Annotated in this window: 23 protein-coding genes; 13 read left to right on the plus strand and 10 right to left on the minus strand. The window is 44.2% G+C overall.

Going from position 1 to position 16882, the window contains the following annotated elements:
- Positions 1-106: 106 nt before the first annotated feature.
- The 3 genes from trxA to prfB all read left to right on the plus strand — a co-directional run bounded on the left by trxA (position 107) and on the right by prfB (position 2245).
- A complete protein-coding gene (gene trxA / locus B143_RS0104060) occupies positions 107-433 on the plus strand; it encodes a thioredoxin (RefSeq protein ID WP_172635334.1) in 327 nt (108 codons plus the stop codon).
- A gap of 135 nt (positions 434-568) precedes the next feature.
- Entirely contained in the window at positions 569-1075 is a 507-nt protein-coding gene (tpx, locus tag B143_RS0104070; RefSeq protein WP_008314290.1) for a thiol peroxidase, read from the plus strand.
- A gap of 74 nt (positions 1076-1149) precedes the next feature.
- Positions 1150-2245 (plus strand): peptide chain release factor 2 gene (prfB, locus tag B143_RS0104075; RefSeq protein ID WP_141133755.1). Its coding sequence is split into 2 segments (ribosomal slippage): positions 1150-1221 and positions 1223-2245, totalling 1095 coding nucleotides; the frame shifts between segments, so codons are not numbered across the junction.
- 57 nt (positions 2246-2302) lie between these two features.
- Here the strand turns inward: prfB and B143_RS0104080 are convergent.
- From B143_RS0104080 to B143_RS0104090, 3 genes are all read right to left on the minus strand, one after another.
- The gene (locus B143_RS0104080; protein WP_008314287.1) at positions 2303-2497 is read right to left on the minus strand and encodes a YgaP family membrane protein; all 195 of its coding nucleotides are present in this window, start codon (positions 2495-2497) and stop codon (positions 2303-2305) included.
- A gap of 104 nt (positions 2498-2601) precedes the next feature.
- Entirely contained in the window at positions 2602-2799 is a 198-nt protein-coding gene (locus B143_RS0104085) for a YqaE/Pmp3 family membrane protein (protein ID WP_008314286.1), read from the minus strand.
- Positions 2800-2812: 13 nt separating this feature from the next.
- The gene (locus B143_RS0104090) at positions 2813-3670 is read right to left on the minus strand and encodes a ribonuclease D (RefSeq protein WP_018122318.1); all 858 of its coding nucleotides are present in this window, start codon (positions 3668-3670) and stop codon (positions 2813-2815) included.
- 134 nt (positions 3671-3804) lie between these two features.
- Between B143_RS0104090 and B143_RS0104095 the strand changes: the two genes are divergently transcribed.
- From B143_RS0104095 to B143_RS0104115, 5 genes are read left to right on the plus strand one after another with little or no spacing between them, the layout of a single operon-like run.
- A complete protein-coding gene (locus tag B143_RS0104095) occupies positions 3805-4134 on the plus strand; it encodes an outer membrane protein assembly factor BamE (RefSeq protein ID WP_008314284.1) in 330 nt (109 codons plus the stop codon).
- Between the two features lie 20 nt (positions 4135-4154).
- Entirely contained in the window at positions 4155-4550 is a 396-nt protein-coding gene (locus B143_RS0104100) for a methylglyoxal synthase (RefSeq protein ID WP_008314283.1), read from the plus strand.
- A 5-nt stretch (positions 4551-4555) separates the two neighbouring features.
- Entirely contained in the window at positions 4556-5374 is an 819-nt protein-coding gene (gene kdsA / locus B143_RS0104105; protein WP_008314282.1) for a 3-deoxy-8-phosphooctulonate synthase, read from the plus strand.
- Positions 5374-5943 carry a Maf family protein gene (locus B143_RS0104110; protein WP_018122319.1) on the plus strand — a complete coding sequence of 190 codons (570 nt, stop codon included), beginning with the start codon at positions 5374-5376 and terminating at the stop codon, positions 5941-5943. Before kdsA ends, B143_RS0104110 begins: the two co-directional genes overlap by 1 nt.
- A gap of 7 nt (positions 5944-5950) precedes the next feature.
- A complete protein-coding gene (locus tag B143_RS0104115) occupies positions 5951-6808 on the plus strand; it encodes a tetratricopeptide repeat protein (protein ID WP_018122320.1) in 858 nt (285 codons plus the stop codon).
- A 70-nt stretch (positions 6809-6878) separates the two neighbouring features.
- Here B143_RS0104115 and B143_RS0104120 read toward each other — a convergent pair whose 3' ends face one another.
- Genes B143_RS0104120 through artP form a run of 6 tightly spaced genes read right to left on the minus strand, consistent with a single transcriptional unit; the run spans position 6879 to position 11368 of the window.
- Positions 6879-7589, minus strand: coding sequence for a DsbC family protein (locus B143_RS0104120; RefSeq protein ID WP_018122321.1), 711 nt, complete (start codon positions 7587-7589; stop codon positions 6879-6881).
- Positions 7590-7604: 15 nt separating this feature from the next.
- Positions 7605-8486, minus strand: coding sequence for a site-specific tyrosine recombinase XerD (gene xerD / locus B143_RS0104125; protein ID WP_018122322.1), 882 nt, complete (start codon positions 8484-8486; stop codon positions 7605-7607).
- On the minus strand, positions 8483-9142 hold the full coding sequence (locus B143_RS0104130) for an ABC transporter permease subunit (RefSeq protein ID WP_008314274.1): 660 nt from the start codon (positions 9140-9142) through the stop codon (positions 8483-8485). Before B143_RS0104130 ends, xerD begins: the two co-directional genes overlap by 4 nt.
- 9 nt (positions 9143-9151) lie before the next feature.
- The gene (locus tag B143_RS0104135) at positions 9152-9838 is read right to left on the minus strand and encodes an ABC transporter permease subunit (protein WP_008314272.1); all 687 of its coding nucleotides are present in this window, start codon (positions 9836-9838) and stop codon (positions 9152-9154) included.
- 29 nt (positions 9839-9867) lie between these two features.
- Positions 9868-10605: a transporter substrate-binding domain-containing protein gene (locus tag B143_RS0104140; RefSeq protein WP_018122323.1), complete on the minus strand. Its 738-nt coding sequence runs from the start codon at positions 10603-10605 to the stop codon at positions 9868-9870.
- Positions 10606-10642: 37 nt separating this feature from the next.
- Positions 10643-11368 carry an arginine ABC transporter ATP-binding protein ArtP gene (gene artP / locus B143_RS0104145; RefSeq protein ID WP_026165701.1) on the minus strand — a complete coding sequence of 242 codons (726 nt, stop codon included), beginning with the start codon at positions 11366-11368 and terminating at the stop codon, positions 10643-10645.
- Between the two features lie 136 nt (positions 11369-11504).
- Between artP and B143_RS0104150 the strand changes: the two genes are divergently transcribed.
- On the plus strand, positions 11505-12344 hold the full coding sequence (locus B143_RS0104150; protein ID WP_018122325.1) for an adenylate kinase family protein: 840 nt from the start codon (positions 11505-11507) through the stop codon (positions 12342-12344).
- Positions 12345-12353: 9 nt separating this feature from the next.
- A complete protein-coding gene (locus tag B143_RS0104155) occupies positions 12354-12767 on the plus strand; it encodes an Mth938-like domain-containing protein (RefSeq protein ID WP_008314263.1) in 414 nt (137 codons plus the stop codon).
- Here B143_RS0104155 and corA read toward each other — a convergent pair whose 3' ends face one another.
- Positions 12768-13808 (minus strand): magnesium/cobalt transporter CorA, encoded by a 1041-nt coding sequence (gene corA / locus B143_RS0104160; RefSeq protein WP_018122326.1) that lies wholly within the window; start codon positions 13806-13808, stop codon positions 12768-12770.
- Between the two features lie 180 nt (positions 13809-13988).
- Here corA and B143_RS0104165 point away from each other — a divergent pair, with 180 nt between their 5' ends.
- From B143_RS0104165 to B143_RS0104175, 3 genes are read left to right on the plus strand one after another with little or no spacing between them, the layout of a single operon-like run.
- The gene (locus B143_RS0104165) at positions 13989-14228 is read left to right on the plus strand and encodes a FeoA family protein (protein WP_233491501.1); all 240 of its coding nucleotides are present in this window, start codon (positions 13989-13991) and stop codon (positions 14226-14228) included.
- Between the two features lie 3 nt (positions 14229-14231).
- A complete protein-coding gene (gene feoB / locus B143_RS0104170) occupies positions 14232-16592 on the plus strand; it encodes a Fe(2+) transporter permease subunit FeoB (RefSeq protein WP_018122327.1) in 2361 nt (786 codons plus the stop codon).
- A complete protein-coding gene (locus B143_RS0104175) occupies positions 16592-16852 on the plus strand; it encodes a FeoC-like transcriptional regulator (RefSeq protein WP_018122328.1) in 261 nt (86 codons plus the stop codon). The genes feoB and B143_RS0104175 overlap by 1 nt, the downstream gene beginning before the upstream one ends.
- The last annotated feature ends 30 nt before the right edge of the window (positions 16853-16882 follow it).

Consider the following 16882-nt stretch of genomic DNA (forward strand, 5'->3'; position numbering starts at 1 on the left):
TTAAATAGAAACTTTACTTGTTATTTGCCCTTTTTTCCGCTTTAATACAACGGAATTGTAAATAACAGACTGAAATTGTCTATTATAAATTATTTTAAGGAGTTTTATCATGAGTAATTATGTAAATGCAACAGATGCCACTTTTGACGCAGAAGTTTTAGAGTCAGATGTGCCTGTTTTAGTGGATTTTTGGGCAGATTGGTGTGGTCCTTGTAAAATGATCGGTCCTCACGTTGAAGCTGCGGCCGCTGAATTTGCAGGCAAATTAAAAGTGGTAAAATTGGACGTACAGGAAAACCAAGCCACGGCAATGAAATTCCAAATCCGTTCAATCCCTGCACTCATGATCTTCAAAAATGGTCAAATCGTTGCACAACAAATTGGCGCTTTACCAAAAGCTCAATTAGACGCATTCATCGAAAAAAACATCTAATCGATCTTTTTCGAGCAAAAGGCAGGGTTTCCCTGCCTTTTTTCATGTGCGCAATTTATGCCATTCATCTTCCACCACTTTTCCTTTATGATGACTTAAGCGTTTCATTTTTAAACCCTTCTTAAGGAGAGTCATATGTCACAAAGAGATCAAATCACCATGAAAGGCAACCCCATCACATTGCTTGGTACAGAAGCGATTGTCGGCAAACCTGGCGAAAATTTTCGCGTGGTGGATATGGGCTTACAGCCTGTTACGTTAGATGATTTTGCTGGCAAAATTAAGATCATTTCTGTGGTGCCATCGATTGATACAGGCGTGTGCTCCATTCAAACTAAGCGTTTTGAGGAAGAAGCAAAAACATTGGACAATGTGGCAGTGTTAACGATTTCTGTGGATTTACCGTTTGCCCAAAAACGCTTTGCCGATGAAAACTGCATCACGCATCAAAACTTATTGTCTGACTATCAAACCCATGATTTTGGCATTGAATACGGCTTTGAGATTGAAGGCTTAGCCTTATTGTCACGCGGCATTGTGGTGCTTGATCAAAATAACATCATCCGCCATGTTGAGTATGTGCAAGAAGTGACGAATGAACCTGACTATGACAAAGCACTCGAAGTGGCAAAGTCTTTGTGATTTTTTAGAAACCCCCTGCCTTTTAAGGCTATAATGTGCCTCTTAAAATTTTCACCCGTCAAAAAGGAAAAACAATGGAACTCAATTTACACTACGAAAAAATTGACGACCTCTTAACGAGATTGAATGATCTTAGGGGGTATCTTTGACTTTGATGCAAAGTCAGAGCGCTTAACAGAAGTTCTCATGGAACTTGAAAGTCCAGAAATTTGGAATGATCCTGAATACGCTCAAAAGCTCGGTAAAGAGCGTTCACAACTTGAAGGCATTGTCTATGGTATCCGCGATTTAACAAGCCATTTGACCGATGCAAAAGATTTGCTTGAGCTGTGCGAAATGGAAAATGATGAAGACTCTTTAGTCTCCGTCCTTGATGATTTGGCACAATTTGAAAAAGAGGTGGAAGCCCTTGAGTTTCGCCGCATGTTCTCCGGTGAATTAGATGGCGCAAATGCCTTCTTAGACATTCAAGCCGGCGCAGGCGGCACCGAAGCCCAAGATTGGGCATCAATGGTGATGCGCATGTATTTACGTTGGGGCGAAGATAAAGGCTTTAAAACAGAGATTTTAGAAGAATCCCCCGGCGATGTGGCGGGCTTAAAATCTGCCACCATCAAATTTGAAGGCGATCACGCTTATGGTTGGCTGCGCACAGAAACAGGCATTCACCGCCTAGTGCGTAAATCACCGTTTGACTCAAACAACAAGCGCCACACATCGTTTTGTGCAGTGTTCATCTCCCCTGAAATTGATGACAATGTAGAGATCGAGATCAATCCTGCCGACTTACGCATTGACGTATACCGTGCATCGGGCGCAGGTGGGCAGCACGTGAACAAAACGGAATCCGCCGTGCGCATTACACACTTACCGACAAATATTGTCGTACAGTGCCAAAATGACCGCTCTCAGCACCGCAATAAAGAAGTGGCCATGAACCAATTGCGCTCTAAATTGTATGAATTTGAGATGCAAAAGCGCCGCGAGAAATCAGATGCACTTGAGGATTCTAAATCTGATGTGGGTTGGGGCAGCCAAATCCGCTCATATGTTTTAGATCAATCACGCATTAAAGATCTTCGCACCGGCTATGAAATGGGCAACACGCAAGCCGTGCTCGATGGTGACCTTGATGGCTTCATCGAAGCGAGCTTAAAATCTGGTTTGTAATTTTTTAAAGCCTCACAGCAAAATCCCCTCATTGTGAGGGGATTTTTTATGCAGCCATTAATGATCTTTTTTGCAGCATGTATTGATGCCAAGCACCGGATACAATGGGCAATAACGGAAGATGCCCGTAAATAATGGTACTAAACCCACCAAGCCCCAAAGGCTTTTTGGCCCCCAAAAGATGAGGCTTAAGACAAATAAGCCCACAATGATGCGTAAGATTGAGTCCACAGAACCGATATTCTTTTTCATGATTTCTCCTCACAGTGTGAATGAAAACAAATAGTTGAATCAGACATCTGATCAATTACTAAAAGTAACTTATCAGTCGGTTCATGATACCAAACTTGTAACCATTAGTAACGTTTTTGTCCTAAGGCATTTTGAATTTTTTGATCCGTTTTATATTGTGACAATGCATACACAGACCAAATCGCCGCAGGAATCCAACCGACAAGGGTCAATTGTAGAATCAAACAGATGATGCCGGAAAACGGACGGCCAATCGTAAAAAACTGCAACCAAGGCAATAATAAAGCTAATAATAAACGCATAAGTCCTCTCTTGTTATTGTTGTGAGATAAATTCGTCAATCACGGGTTGAAACTCGGGTGCCATGTAGCTTTTTTCAAAGAAAATCACCAGCGACTTCATCGAAGGCTGACTGAACTCTTTGGCAATGTCGATCAATGCGCCATCGCCCACCACCCAACGCTTTGGCATGTCACGCTCAATGGCGATCTCTTCACGTTTTTTCGCCAGTAATTTCAAAAGCTGTAAACGCTTGCCTCTGAGCATTTTGCGCCCTTTGACCTTCATCCATGCCATTTCAGGATTCGGCGCATATTTATCCACCATATAGAGCGCATCGGTTTTCTCTTTAAACATGCGCTTTTCTTCTGCCGTTTCGATCTGATCACGCAATAATAAATAGACATCGTATAAGTATGTCACATCATCATAAGCATATTCAATTTGGCTCTTGGATAGTGGGCGCTTTTCCCAATCGGTGCGGGTTTCGGCTTTTTCTAGTAAGACATTTAAACGCATCTCAATCGTGTCTTGATAGCTTAATAAATGATCTGCCCCAAGCACTGTTTCGGCAATTTGCGTGTCAAAAATTGGCGTGGGAATGAGCGCAAATGTGTTGTAAATCGCTTCTAAATCTTGCCCGGCTGAATGGAACACTTTAACGATGTTCGGATTCACAAAAAGATCAAGCAGCGGCTTAAAATCTGTGATGGCTAAAGGATCTATGCAGATCGCTTCATCAAGGGTTGCCATTTGGATCAGACACAATTTAGAGAAATAGGTACGAAAGCGCATAAACTCTGTATCTACGGCAATTGCTGTTAAGTCTGCGTGGTCATCAATCCACTGTTTGAGTGCTTCATCGCTGTCGATGAAAGAGTATTCTCTAGTCATGTCGCCTAGTTATTTTTAAAAAACATGGCGAAATTATAGAGGAAATTCCCCAATCTTAAAGATTATTTTTATAAACATCAGTTCTAGTATAGAATTACGCATATTTACCAATACTATTTTGCATGGAAATGATGATGAAAAAGAGAATGATGCAAATCAGCAGTCTATTATTGATGGCAGGCTTAGTTTCTGCATGTTCAAATTTACCGGGGCTTCATCAAACGGACATTCGCCAAGGCAACGAAGTAGAAGAAACACGCCTAGCACAGATTAAACCTGGCATGCCTGCCTTAGAAGTGCAGCGCATCCTTGGCACCCCACTTGTGCGCGATCCGTATCATCCTAATGTTTGGCACTATACTTTCTTGCACTCCTTATCCACAGGAGAAGAAGTGACACAACAAAATGTCAAAATCACCTTTGACCGCAATGATAAAGTGATGTCAGTTGAGCGCTTATCATGACGACATTTAAGGAGAATCACATGCTGCATAAAGGCATTGGCCTTGTGGCCCATGATCAAAAAAAACTCGAATTGGTGGAATGGATTAAGCAATACGAACCCTTTTTTAGGCAATTTCCTCTCTATGCCACAGGCACAACGGGCAAAGTCATTTTAGATGCTTATCCTGACTTAAACCTCACCCGCTTAAAAAGTGGCCCCTTAGGCGGCGATCAGCAATTAGGTTCCCTCATTTGCACCGGTGAATTAAGTCTTTTGATCTTCTTTACCGATCCATTAACCCCGATGCCCCACGATGTGGATGTCAAAGCACTCATTCGCTTGTCCACACTGTATAATATTCCTTTAGCCTGTAATCAAGGCACCGCTGATCTCCTGATGACAGCACTCATTCACAAGCAAGCACAAGAAGGTTAATTACTATGGTTACCATCCCTCTATTTCAATCACCCGTCAGCAATGAAACGCCATTCTTTTTAATCGCGGGCACTTGCGTCATCGAATCTGAAGAGATGACTTTTGAAGTGGCAGGTCGTTTAAAAGAGATGTGTGAAAAACTCAACATTCCATTCATCTATAAATCTTCTTTTGACAAAGCGAATCGCTCTTCTGTGAACAGCTACCGCGGCCCTGGCATCGAAAAGGGCTTGGCCATTTTAGAAAAAGTACGCAGCACCTTAAATGTGCCCGTACTGACAGATGTGCATGAAGACACGCCACTTGAAGAAGTGGCATCGGTTGTGGATGTACTGCAAACACCTGCATTTTTATGCCGCCAAACCAACTTCATCCAAAATGTTGCCAAAACCATGAAACCTGTGAACATCAAAAAAGGGCAATTTTTAGCACCTTGGGACATGAAGCACGTAGTGGAAAAAGCGCGTGCCACAGGCAATGAAAACATCATGGTGTGTGAACGTGGCGTTTCGTTTGGTTATAACAATTTAGTCTCTGACATGCGCTCTTTAGAAGTGATGAAAGAAACCGGTTGCCCTGTGGTGTTTGATGCCACGCACTCTGTGCAATTACCCGGTGGACAAGGCGCAAGCTCAGGCGGTCAGCGTCAATTTGTGCCTGTATTGTCTAAAGCTGCGGTGGCAGTCGGTGTTGGCGGTTTATTCATGGAAACCCATCCGAATCCTGCCGAAGCATTATCTGATGGCCCCAATGCCATTCCATTGTCTGAACTCCCTGCCTTGTTAGAAAAACTACAAGCCATTGACGCCATCATCAAAAGCTAATGTTATTACTCGCCTCACAATCTCCGAGAAGACAAGAGCTTCTCCGTCAAATTGGCATTGATTATCAAGTGATCAGTGCCGCCATTGACGAAACGCCGCGCCTCCATGAGGCGCCTTTAGCGTATGTTCAGCGCATTGCGAGAGATAAAGCACAGGCTGCTCAAATGCAGCATGATGCCACACAATGCCCCATCTTAACGGCTGATACCACCGTCACCTTTGAGGATATGATCTTGGGTAAGCCAAAAGATTATGCAGACTTTGAACGGATGATGACAGCGCTCTCTGGCAATACGCATCAAGTGCTTTCTGCCATTGCATTGCGCTGGCAAGATCAATTGATCGAAAAAATCTCCATCAGCCATGTGACGTTTGCACGATTGCCTGAACATTTCATTGAAGCGTATTGGCAAACCGGCGAACCTTGTGATAAAGCTGGCGGTTATGCCGTGCAAGGCATCATGGCGCGCTACATTCAAAAAATAGAGGGCAGCTACTCTGGCATCATGGGCTTACCACTTTTTGAGCTGTCTGAAGCATTAGACAACATCGGTTACAACATTGGATAATTTAGGCATGGAACCTTCATTCAAATACATCAAAAATCCGGATCAAGGCAATCCTGAATCCGTCAGCGTCGAGACACAATCCACCGAAGAACAGGCAAAAGCCGCAGCAAAGCAAACAAAACGCAGCGCACACAAGCATGGTTCTTCATTAGGTTGGGGTTGGTTTCAAGGCTTTAATCTATTTGTAACGGGCTGTTTTTTATTGATCTGCTTAGGTTTTGCCTACTTTATGATGGGCAGCGAAACCCATCACGAAGGGCCGCCTAAATATGCCGTCGATCAAACAAACACCTTGGGCAAAGCTATTTTTAACCCCGCATTGCCAGAAGAGGTGCGTGAATCTTTTGTGTATCATCCGCCGGTGCGTCGCCCGAAAAATGAGGAAAAACCTGTCCTTGAAGAGATCGAACTCATCAGTGAAGCGGCTCAGGCTCAGCAACCGGATTTACCCACATTGAGCTTAGTGTCTGCCTCAGAAGAGGACGATGCCCCTGAAGCCATCAATTTACCGGGTTTACAGCTTGAGGCCCATGCAGAAACTGCACCCACCACGACCGAAACGTCCGACCCTCAAGTCAGCCATCTCTTAAAACAGGCAGCAGGCGCGATGAGCCGCGGTCATTTGAGCGAACCCTATCCGGATTCTGCCCTATCCTTATATCGTCGTGCGCTTGAGTTAGAACCGAGCAATGGGGATGCCCTTGCTGGCATTGATCGCTTAGCCACCCATTATCTTAATCTTGCGAAAAAAGCATGGGCGCGTGAAGATTACTTCTCTGCCCTTGATTACGCTGATTTAGGTTTAAAGGCTGATCCATTAAATCCTGAACTCAACCAACTCAAGGCGTATCTCATCAATCAATGATGATGGCATCAATGCTCAACATTCATCAGACAAAAAAAGAGGCCAACTGGCCTCTTTTTTGAATGGGTGTTTATTTTTCTGTGCTGTTGATCAAATGAATGAGCTCAGCTGCTGGCACATAGCCACCGATCATTTGACCATTGTCTAAAATGATGTTGGGCGTCCCTGTAATGCCAAAAGACATGCCCAATTGATATTGCGCTTCCACAGGGCTTTGACCAGTACATTTAACATTCGTGTCAAAGGCGCGTTTATGCATCGCTGCATCGACTGTGGCTTTAGGATCTTTTGAGCACCACACACTTTCCATGCGTGTTTTTGTGGCAATCGCTGGGAAGGCTAAATAACGCACTTCAATGCCTGCATCATTGTATTTAGGAATCTCTTCGTGCAATTTTTTGCAATACGGGCAATTGACATCCGTAAATACGGTGATGGTGTTCTTTTTCTCACCTTTAGCTGGATACACAATCATGTCTTTGACATCAATTTTATCTAATGCATTGGTACGAATGGTGTTTTGGCGATTTTCTGTTAAATTGACACGATTGACCAAATCTGTGATCTGACCTTCAATCAAATAACGACCATCAGCAGAGAGATACAACGGCAAATTCACATCTTCAATGTACAACTCATACACACCTTTCACATCACTTGGCACAGCTTTTTCCACCTTCATGCCGCCTAACACTTCTTGGATGTGGGATAAATCTGGTTTAGCGAATGACACCGCGGTGGTGGCTGCTAATAAACCCATGGCAACAGCAATTTTTCTCATATTCAAAACTCCTTCTCATCCCCGAGGGTGATGTTCTTGATGAATGGACTTCAAGCGTTCTTTCGCAATGTGTGTATAAATCTGCGTGGTCGATAAACTTGAATGCCCCAATAATAACTGCACCACACGCAAATCTGCCCCATGATTCACCAAATGGGTGGCAAATGCGTGTCTTAAGGTATGCGGAGATATGGTCGATGAAATGCCCGCAGTTTTCGCAGTTTTCTTAATGACATACCAAAAGGCTTGGCGCGTCATTTTATCGCCCCGATTAGATAAAAATAGCCAATCGGTGGATTGCCCGCGCGACAACTCGCCGCGAGCATGATTTAAATATTGATTGATCCACTCAATGCCCTCTTCACCAATGGGCACTAAGCGCTCTTTATTGCCCTTACCCACCAAACGCACGACGCCCACTTGTAGATTCACCTGCGTAAGGGTCAATGCAATGAGTTCAGTCACGCGAAGGCCGCATGAGTATAATAATTCCATCATCGCCCGATCCCGAAGCCCAAGGGGTGTGGACACATCATGCGTGTTGAGCAGCTTTTCCACATCTGCTTCACTTAAAGATTCTGGTAAAGAGGCTGTAAATTTTGGAATCACCAATTGACGAGCAGGATTGTCATCACGCACTTTCGAGACAATCAAAAAATCATAAAAATGTTTAAACGCAGAGACAAAGCGTGCAATGCTGCGTGGACTTAATTTTTTATCAAGCTGCGTTTGAATGTAGGCTTGTAAAGTGGCTTCATCGGCGGTTTCTAAGGTTAAATCTTGATCAAACAGATAAAACTGCAACTTATCTAAATCCGATAAGTAGGATTGCAACGTCAAAGGTTGCAAACCTTCTTGATAATAGAGCGCCTCCTCAAAAGCACTGAGAATGCTCATACTGCCTCAAATGCCATCAATTTACGCTCCACAAATTTTGCGCCAATGATGAGTAAACCATTGATCACCAAATAAATGGCACCGGCAACCGCGTAAAAGGTTAAGTAATCATACGTGCGCCCTGTCACTTCCATCGTGCGCCCCATGATGTCCATAATGGTGATGGTGGACACTAAGGCTGAACCTTTTGACAACAACACCACTTCATTTGAATAACTTGGCAATGCGCGGCGAAGGGCTAAAGACAACATCATTTTCAGCACTTGAAAGCGCTTTAAACCCAAGGCAGCGGTTGCTTGCCATAAACCTGGGGCAATATTGACAATCGCGCCATGAAAGAGTTGCACAGTATACGCAGCCGAGTTCAATGATAACGCAAACACGGCACAAAACCATGCATCATCAAAGTAAGTACCGCGCAAGAAGGCAAATTGCTTTGGCGCGTAATACACCAAGAAAATCTGGATAAAGAGTGGCGTGCCCGTTAAAAACACCACCAAAGCTTTGATCAAATACGCGAGGGGATTTTTCTTCTCTTTATAAATTAATCCCACCACCATAAAAAGGGCAAGCACAAAGCCAATGATCAGCGCTGAAAACGTCACCCCAAGGCTCACCGGGATTCCACCCATGATGAATAAAATATCTTCTTTCATGATCTCTTCCTATGCTCTTTCGTGACGTGTTAAAAAGAGCTGAAAACCCTTTTGAATCTGTTGGCTCACTAAACTGATGCCCAAATAAATAAAGGCCGCGACAAGTAACCATGAGAAAAATTCATTGGTTGCTGTGGCTGCCTCTTGTCCTGCTTTCATCAAATCGGTCACCCCGACCCATGAAATCAGCGCGGTGTCTTTGAGCAACACCAACCACTGATTGCCAAGCCCGGGTAAAGCATGGCGCCACATTTGTGGCATGATGATGGAGATGAACGCTTTGGTTTTAGAAATGCCCAGCACCTCACATGACTCCCACTGCGATTGCGGCACCGCTTGCAGTGCACCGCGCAACGTTTGAGACGCATAAGAGGCAAAAATTAAGGACAATGCCGCAACACCCAACGAAAACGTTGAGATGTCCGGTGCATCGTCCATATAGATGATGAGTGCATAAGGCACACCAAAGGCCATAAACACAATCACCAATAATTCAGGCAACGCTCGAATCACATTCACAATGAGGGCGACAGGATAACGGATGATTTTCCATCGACTCAACTCTAACAATGCAAAGACAATGGCAATGACAAGCCCTATGCCTAAGGAGAGAAGAGAGAGTTCAAGGGTCACCACGGCCCCTTTGAGTAAGCTTAAGAAAAAACCATCAAAATTTGAAAAAAGTGAATCGAGCATGAAAACGCCTAACTGTTAATGAAAGAGAACTACTTGAACCATTTATCGTAAATTGCTTGATAACGGCCATCTTCTTTGATTTTAGCCAATGCGCCATTAATTTCATTGAGCAACTCAGTATTTTTTGGCAACACGGCAATCGCTAAACCATTGCCAAAGAACTCAGGATCATTCACTTGCTCACCAATCACTTCTAATTGATTGTTACGCTTGATGTATTCAGCCACTACCACTTCATCACCGAACACAACGTTCACACGGCCAATTTCTAAGTCGCTCATGGCATTTGGATATTGTGGGTAGTTTTTGATGTTTGAATCTTTAAATTTGCTCTTGATGTATTGCTGATGGGTTGAACCATTTAAGACACCAATCTCTTTACCCGTTAAATCATCCACCGTTACATTTGAGCCTTTCATGGTCACAAATACGGATGGGTTTAAATAGTAAGGGTCAGAGAATGCCACGTGCTTTTGGCGTTCTTCTGTGATGTCCATCGAGGAAATGATGGCATCAAAACGTTTTAAACGTAAGTTAGGAATCAAAGAGTCAAAGCTTTGAGAGACGAATACGCATTTTTTTTCTAATTCTGTACAGATGGCATTGGCAATATCAATGTCAAAGCCTGCCACATCACCAGTTTCTGTTTTATATTCAAATGGTGGGTACTCAGGGTTGGTACCAAAACGCAACGTGGCATCCTTTGCCATCGCAACACCGCCCACACACAATGTGGCCAATGCTAAGAAAACTTTTAATTTTTTCATATGATTTCCTTTCTTTCCTTTGAGATGATTGTTGTGATTAATGGGACAAATACTCTTTAAATTGCACCGTTTCTGGGTGATCAAAATGCTCACAGCCGCCCATTTCCACAATTTGTCCATTTTCAAGATAGACAATGTCTGTGGCAATTTTTTTAGCGAAGTCAACATCATGGGTCACCACCACTTGCGTAATGCCGGTGGTTGAGAGTTCATTGATGATCTCTGCCACTTGGGAGGTGATCTCAGGATCAAGCGCCGCCGTGGGTTCATCAAATAATAGCACTTCTGGCGACATCATCAATGCTCGCGCAATCGCAACGCGCTGCTGTTGTCCGCCAGAGAGTTTCAAAGGATAGCGATCCCCTAAGCCTGATAATTTTAAGCGATCGAGCATTTTATCGGCTTGAACCGTTGCATCGGCTTTGCTCATTTTGCCAAGTTGCGTGGGTGCATAGATTAAGTTATCCATCACCGATTTATGGGGCCACAAATGATATTGCTGAAACACCATGCCCACTTTTTGACGAAGGGCGCGAATGTCGGTATCCGGAATCTTATGGGTGAAATCAAACTCAAACCCCGCCACAGATAATTGCCCAACTTTAGGAATTTCCAGCAAATTCATAATGCGCAGTAAAGAACTTTTACCCGCACCGCTAGGTCCTAAAAGCACCAAAACACTGCCCTGCTTGGTCATGAGATTTACGTTCTTTAATACAATATGGTTACCATAACCATATTCGATATTCTTTAATTCAATCATTGCTCGCCCGAAGTGTCTATCGTCAAAATACCACAAATTTTTTAATTATATCACTCTAAATCTTTTTCCTTGAAATTTTTCGTGCCACAATGGACTATAATCTTCCTTCCACCTTTTGACAGACCGAAAATTGATCATGCAAGCACAACATTTTTCCGACAAATCCCATCAACGCATCGCCCTGATGGGCATGAGTGGCGTTGGCAAAACCACACTCTCAAACTTATTGCCAAAAACCGAATGGTTCCATTACTCCATTGACTACCGAATCGGTACACGTTATTTGCATGAAGAGATCAGCGACCTCTTAAAAATTGAAGCCATGAAAAGCCCAGCGCTCGCTAAATTATTGCGCAGCGATTCTGCCTTCATTGCCCCAAACATTACCCTTGACAACCTCAACGCCATTTCCATGTTCATCAGCATGGTGGGTGCATTAGACAAAGGCGGCTTGCCATTAGATGAGTTTTTAGCGCGCTTAGATGCCCACAGAACGGCTGAAATCAACGCCATGATGGACACCAAAGCCTTCATTGATCGCGCCACCCATATTTATGGTTATCCACATTTCATTTGTGATTTCAGTGGCAGTGTGTGTGAGCTTGATGCGCCTGATGTGATCGATGCTGTGGCCAAAGATTGCTTACTCATTTACATCAAAGCCACCGATAATATGATGAGTACTTTAATTGACCGCGCCCAAAAATATCCTAAGCCTTTATATTATCAAGCGGACTTTTTGCACACCGCCATCAAAGAGTATTGCACTGAGCAATCATTAAACGGCTGGCAAGAGATTGATCCGAACCATTTTGCCGTATGGGTTTTCCCTCATTTGGTCAAACACCGCTTAGTGCGTTATGATGCCATCGCCGCTCAACATGGCATTACGCTGTCGGCTGAAGAGACCCTCAACATTCATTCTGCTGAGGCATTTTTAGATTTGATTGATCGCACACTGCGCACGCAAGGTTAAGGAGAGAGCATGATCGAACACGATGATTCACAAAATGTGGGCACATCGAACCTACGCAAAGAAGATCCGGGATATTTAGCCATCAAACGTTATGATGACGCAGGTTTTACCCTAACGGATGATGCCCATTATGTGGGCAGCATCGTATTGTATAAAAATGATGTGTATGACACGCTTGCCCCCACCGATTTTACACAGCTAACGGACAAACATTTTCGCAGCTGGTGCTCACTCAAGCCTGAGATGATCCTAATCGGTACAGGGGACAAACATCACTTTTTATCCCCTGAACACATGGCTTACTTTTATACCCAAGGCATCGGCATTGAAACCATGCGCACCGATTCTGCTTGCCGCACATACAGCGTCATCGCCGGTGAAATGCGCAATGCTTTGGTGGTACTTTTCCCAGCGCAAGGCTGATTATAACCAGCCTTTGCGTTTAAAGAGCAAGTATGGCGCAATGCCAGAGAGGAACATCGCCCCAATCGATAAAGGATAGGAGAAGGTAAAATTCAGCTCTGGCATGTGGGAGAAGTTCATCCCATAAATACTGGCAATCAATGTCGGGGGTAAAAAGACCACAGATGCAATGGAGAAGATTTTAATGATGCGGCTCTGCTCTAAAGAGATTTGCCCCATCGCCGCTTCTAATAAGAAGTTGATCTTATCAAAGAGGAATGAGGTGTGCCCGGTGAGAGACTCTAAGTCACGCAAAATCTCACGCACATCTTCATTTTGTTCACCATTGAGTAAACGACCGCGCACCAAAAATGAGAGCGAGCGGCGCGTATCCATCAAAGATAAACGGGCTTTACCATTGACATCCTCTTCACGGGCAATGCACACTAAAATTTCATCCATTTTCGCTTTAGATTCTTCTGCATCTTCTGCGAGCATGTCTTTGCCTTCGATGACTTTTTTCGGCTTTTTCTCATGATTTTCATCATGCTTTGTGTAATCAAGCACATCGCGGCTCACATGTTCTAGGCGCGAATAAATGCCTTCTAACACATCGGCGACATGCTCAACGGCGGTTTCATGTAAGCCCACCAAAATATCCATCGCATTGACCACATTGTCCATGTCGTTTGCCACCGGATGGCGCGCACGCAAACGGTACAATCTAAAGGAACTTAAATCCTCATCGCGAATGGTGAACAAACACCCTGCAAAAATGGAAAATGCCACCGTCACATTTGTGGCACTGTCTTCAAAATCATTGAGAAAGAAGCTGTGAATGTGAATGCCATCTTCATCCTCATAAAAACGTGCGGATGCCTCAATGTCTTTAATCTCTGCTTTTTCAGGAAGTTCAAACTTATAGTGATTTTCCACCAATAAGCGTTCTTCTTCCGTCGGATCTATTAAATCAATCCAGATCATTTCTTTGATAATATCTTCTTTATTTTCAATTTTGATCTGCTGTAAACGCCCATTTTGAAGGATAAAACCTGTAATCACTTCCTCTCCCTTATTGACGCCGTGTCAAAAAAACCATTAAATCCCTTTACTATAACGTGTCTTATATTATTGAGCAACCAAAGGGCGGCTTGAATGATTCTCATTTATTTTATTAATATCATTGATAATCATTTTCAATCGCTATATATTGTCGTCCATCAATCAGATGGAGAAATCATTATGACAATAACGACCTTAGATCAATTGTCCATCGATCAAGTCGCTATGATTAAAAAGCTCGACACTCTCAATACTTGTTATCGCAATAAACTCTTAGCCATGGGCATCACCCCAGGTTGTAAGGTGAGCATTGTGAGAACGGCGCCCCTTGGCGATCCGATGCAAATCACCATTCGCGGCTTTCAACTGTGCCTGAGAAAATCAGAAGCTGCCACCATACAAGTTGAAATCGAGGATTAATCCATGTCAAATAAAACCATTGCCCTACTCGGTAACCCTAATTGCGGCAAAACGACGCTCTTTAACGCATTAACCGGCAGCAATCAGAAAGTTGCCAACTGGCCGGGCGTGACGGTGGATAAAAAAACAGGGCAATTTAATATTGATCACACCATCATTGATGTGGTGGATCTGCCAGGCACTTACTCTTTTGAAGGGGATTTAACGAACACATCACAAGATGAATTGGTGGTGCGCCACTATTTGCTTGACCCAAACAATCAAGAGAGCATCATCGTCAACATCATTGATGCCTCAAACCTTCAGCGCAGCCTCTATTTAACGTTTCAGCTCCTTGATTTGCGTCGCCCAATGATCATCGTGCTCAACATGATGGATGTGGCACGTTTAGAAGGCTATGAGATTTTCCATGCCTTATTGCAAGAAAAGCTCCATTGCCCCGTTGTCACCATCAGCGCCAGTAAAAATGAAGGGATTGATGAGCTTAAAAAAGTGATCGCCGCGTATGATCCTGATTTATATGTGGATCATTTACCTTACAAAACCCTCAATCCGACGATCACCAACATCATTCAAACGCAGCTTGATTCCTTATCTGAGCAAAGCATTCTCAATCAAATGAGCCCTTGGCTGGTGCTTGAATCCATCAAAGGGGATCACAAAGACCCTGCCTTCACAGCAGCAGACACAGCAGCCCTTTTAGAAACACGCAAAGAGATTGAAAATTTAGCCGAAGGCGAATATGACATCGCCATTGCCAGCGCCCGTTATGAATCGATTGATGAGCTCGCAAAAGATGTGATCAAAACTGTCGGCATTGCCAGTACAAAGCTCACCTACAAAATCGACAAATGGGCACTTGGGCGCTTTACGGGTTTGCCCATCTTTTTATTGGTGATGTTTTTAATGTTCGCCATCGCCATCAATGTGGGTTCTGCTTTCATTGATTTCTTTGAGATTCTCTTTTCCGCAATCTTTGTCGATGGTTTAGCGAGCGTCCTCAATGGCTGGGGCGCGCCGGATTGGCTCGTCACCTTTTTAGCCAACGGCATTGGTGAAGGGATCAAAACGGTGGCTTCCTTCATTCCTGTGCTCACCATGATGTTTTTATGCTTATCCTTATTAGAGGATTCAGGCTACATGGCACGCGCTGCCATGGTGGTGGATCGCGGCATGCGCGCCATTGGTTTACCGGGTAAAGCCTTTGTGCCAATGTTGGTGGGCTTTGGGTGCAACATTCCTGCCATTATGGGCACACGCACCTTAGAGAGCCACCGTGACCGATTGATGTCCATCATGATGATTCCCTTTATGTCCTGTGGTGCACGCTTACCTGTGTATGCACTGTTTGCCGCCATTTTCTTCCCAACGAATGTGGGCATGGTGGTCTATTTGCTCTATCTGCTTGGCATTGTGGTGGCGATTTTTACAGGGTTTGCCCTCAAATTCTCCATCTTAAAAGGGCCAAATACGCCGTTTATTATGGAATTACCCGCTTACCATTTACCCACCTTTAAAGGCATCATACTCACCACGTGGGAGCGCCTCAAAAGCTTCATCTATAAAGCCGGTAAAGCCATCATTTTAGTGGTGGCCATTTTAGGCATTTTAAACAGCTGGGGCACCGATGGCTCCTTTGGCAATGCGGATTCTGATAAATCAGTGTTATCGAGCATTGGCCGCACCATCACGCCAGCGTTTGAACCAATGGGCATCACTGAAGAAAACTGGCCGGCCACTGTTGGGATTTTTACCGGCATTTTTGCCAAAGAATCGGTCATTGGCACGCTCAATGCCCTTTATTCTCACAACACAGAGCATGAAGACTTTGAATTCTGGACGACGGTACAATCCGCATTTGCCACCATTCCTGAGAATTTAGCTGGCATTCCAGGATTATTGCTCGATCCTCTTGGCATCTCTGAAAAAGTGGCAGATGGCGACTTAGAAACCATCAAAAATGACAATGAAGTGGATGATTCCACCGTCACGCAAATTCAGCAATATTTCACCTCTGAAGCTGCTGTGATTGCTTATCTCATTTTCATTTTGCTCTATACGCCGTGTGTTGCCGCATTGGGCTCTGTCTACCGTGAAGCGGGCGCAAAATGGACGATTTTAGTGGCATCGTGGACATTCATCATCGGCTGGTTATTGGCGGTGGCGTATTATCAAGCTTCATTATTATCAGCAGGTTCAAGCACGGCAATGTTCTGGATCATGGGCACTGTGGTTGCGCTCTTTGCCCTCTTTATGCTGCTTCGCTGGATGGGTCACAAAGAGATTTTCACGCAATCCCATGCCATTGTGGCGCAAAGTCACGTCAAGCGCTGCTGCGATGACAACAAGAAGTGCTGTGGATAATGTTACTCCTTGAGATCAAAGCCTACATTGAGGCACAAAAAGAGGTGACGCTGCCGCGATTGGCAGCGCACTTTAACATTCCTGAAAGTGTGGCATTTGACATGGCAGAACGCTGGGTCACAAAAGGTAAAATCGAGAAAATCACCGTTGCATGCAGAACATTAACATCAGGCTGCGGGGATTGTGGCTCTGGTAGCTGTGCGGTTAAAACACTGATGCAACCAAAGCCCAGCCAACAAATTTTGTATCGCGCCCTTTAGTTTAGCCTTATGGGGATAAATCCGCTAAGA

Source organism: Wohlfahrtiimonas chitiniclastica DSM 18708, assembly GCF_000375345.1.
In the GTDB taxonomy this organism is placed as follows: domain Bacteria; phylum Pseudomonadota; class Gammaproteobacteria; order Cardiobacteriales; family Wohlfahrtiimonadaceae; genus Wohlfahrtiimonas; species Wohlfahrtiimonas chitiniclastica.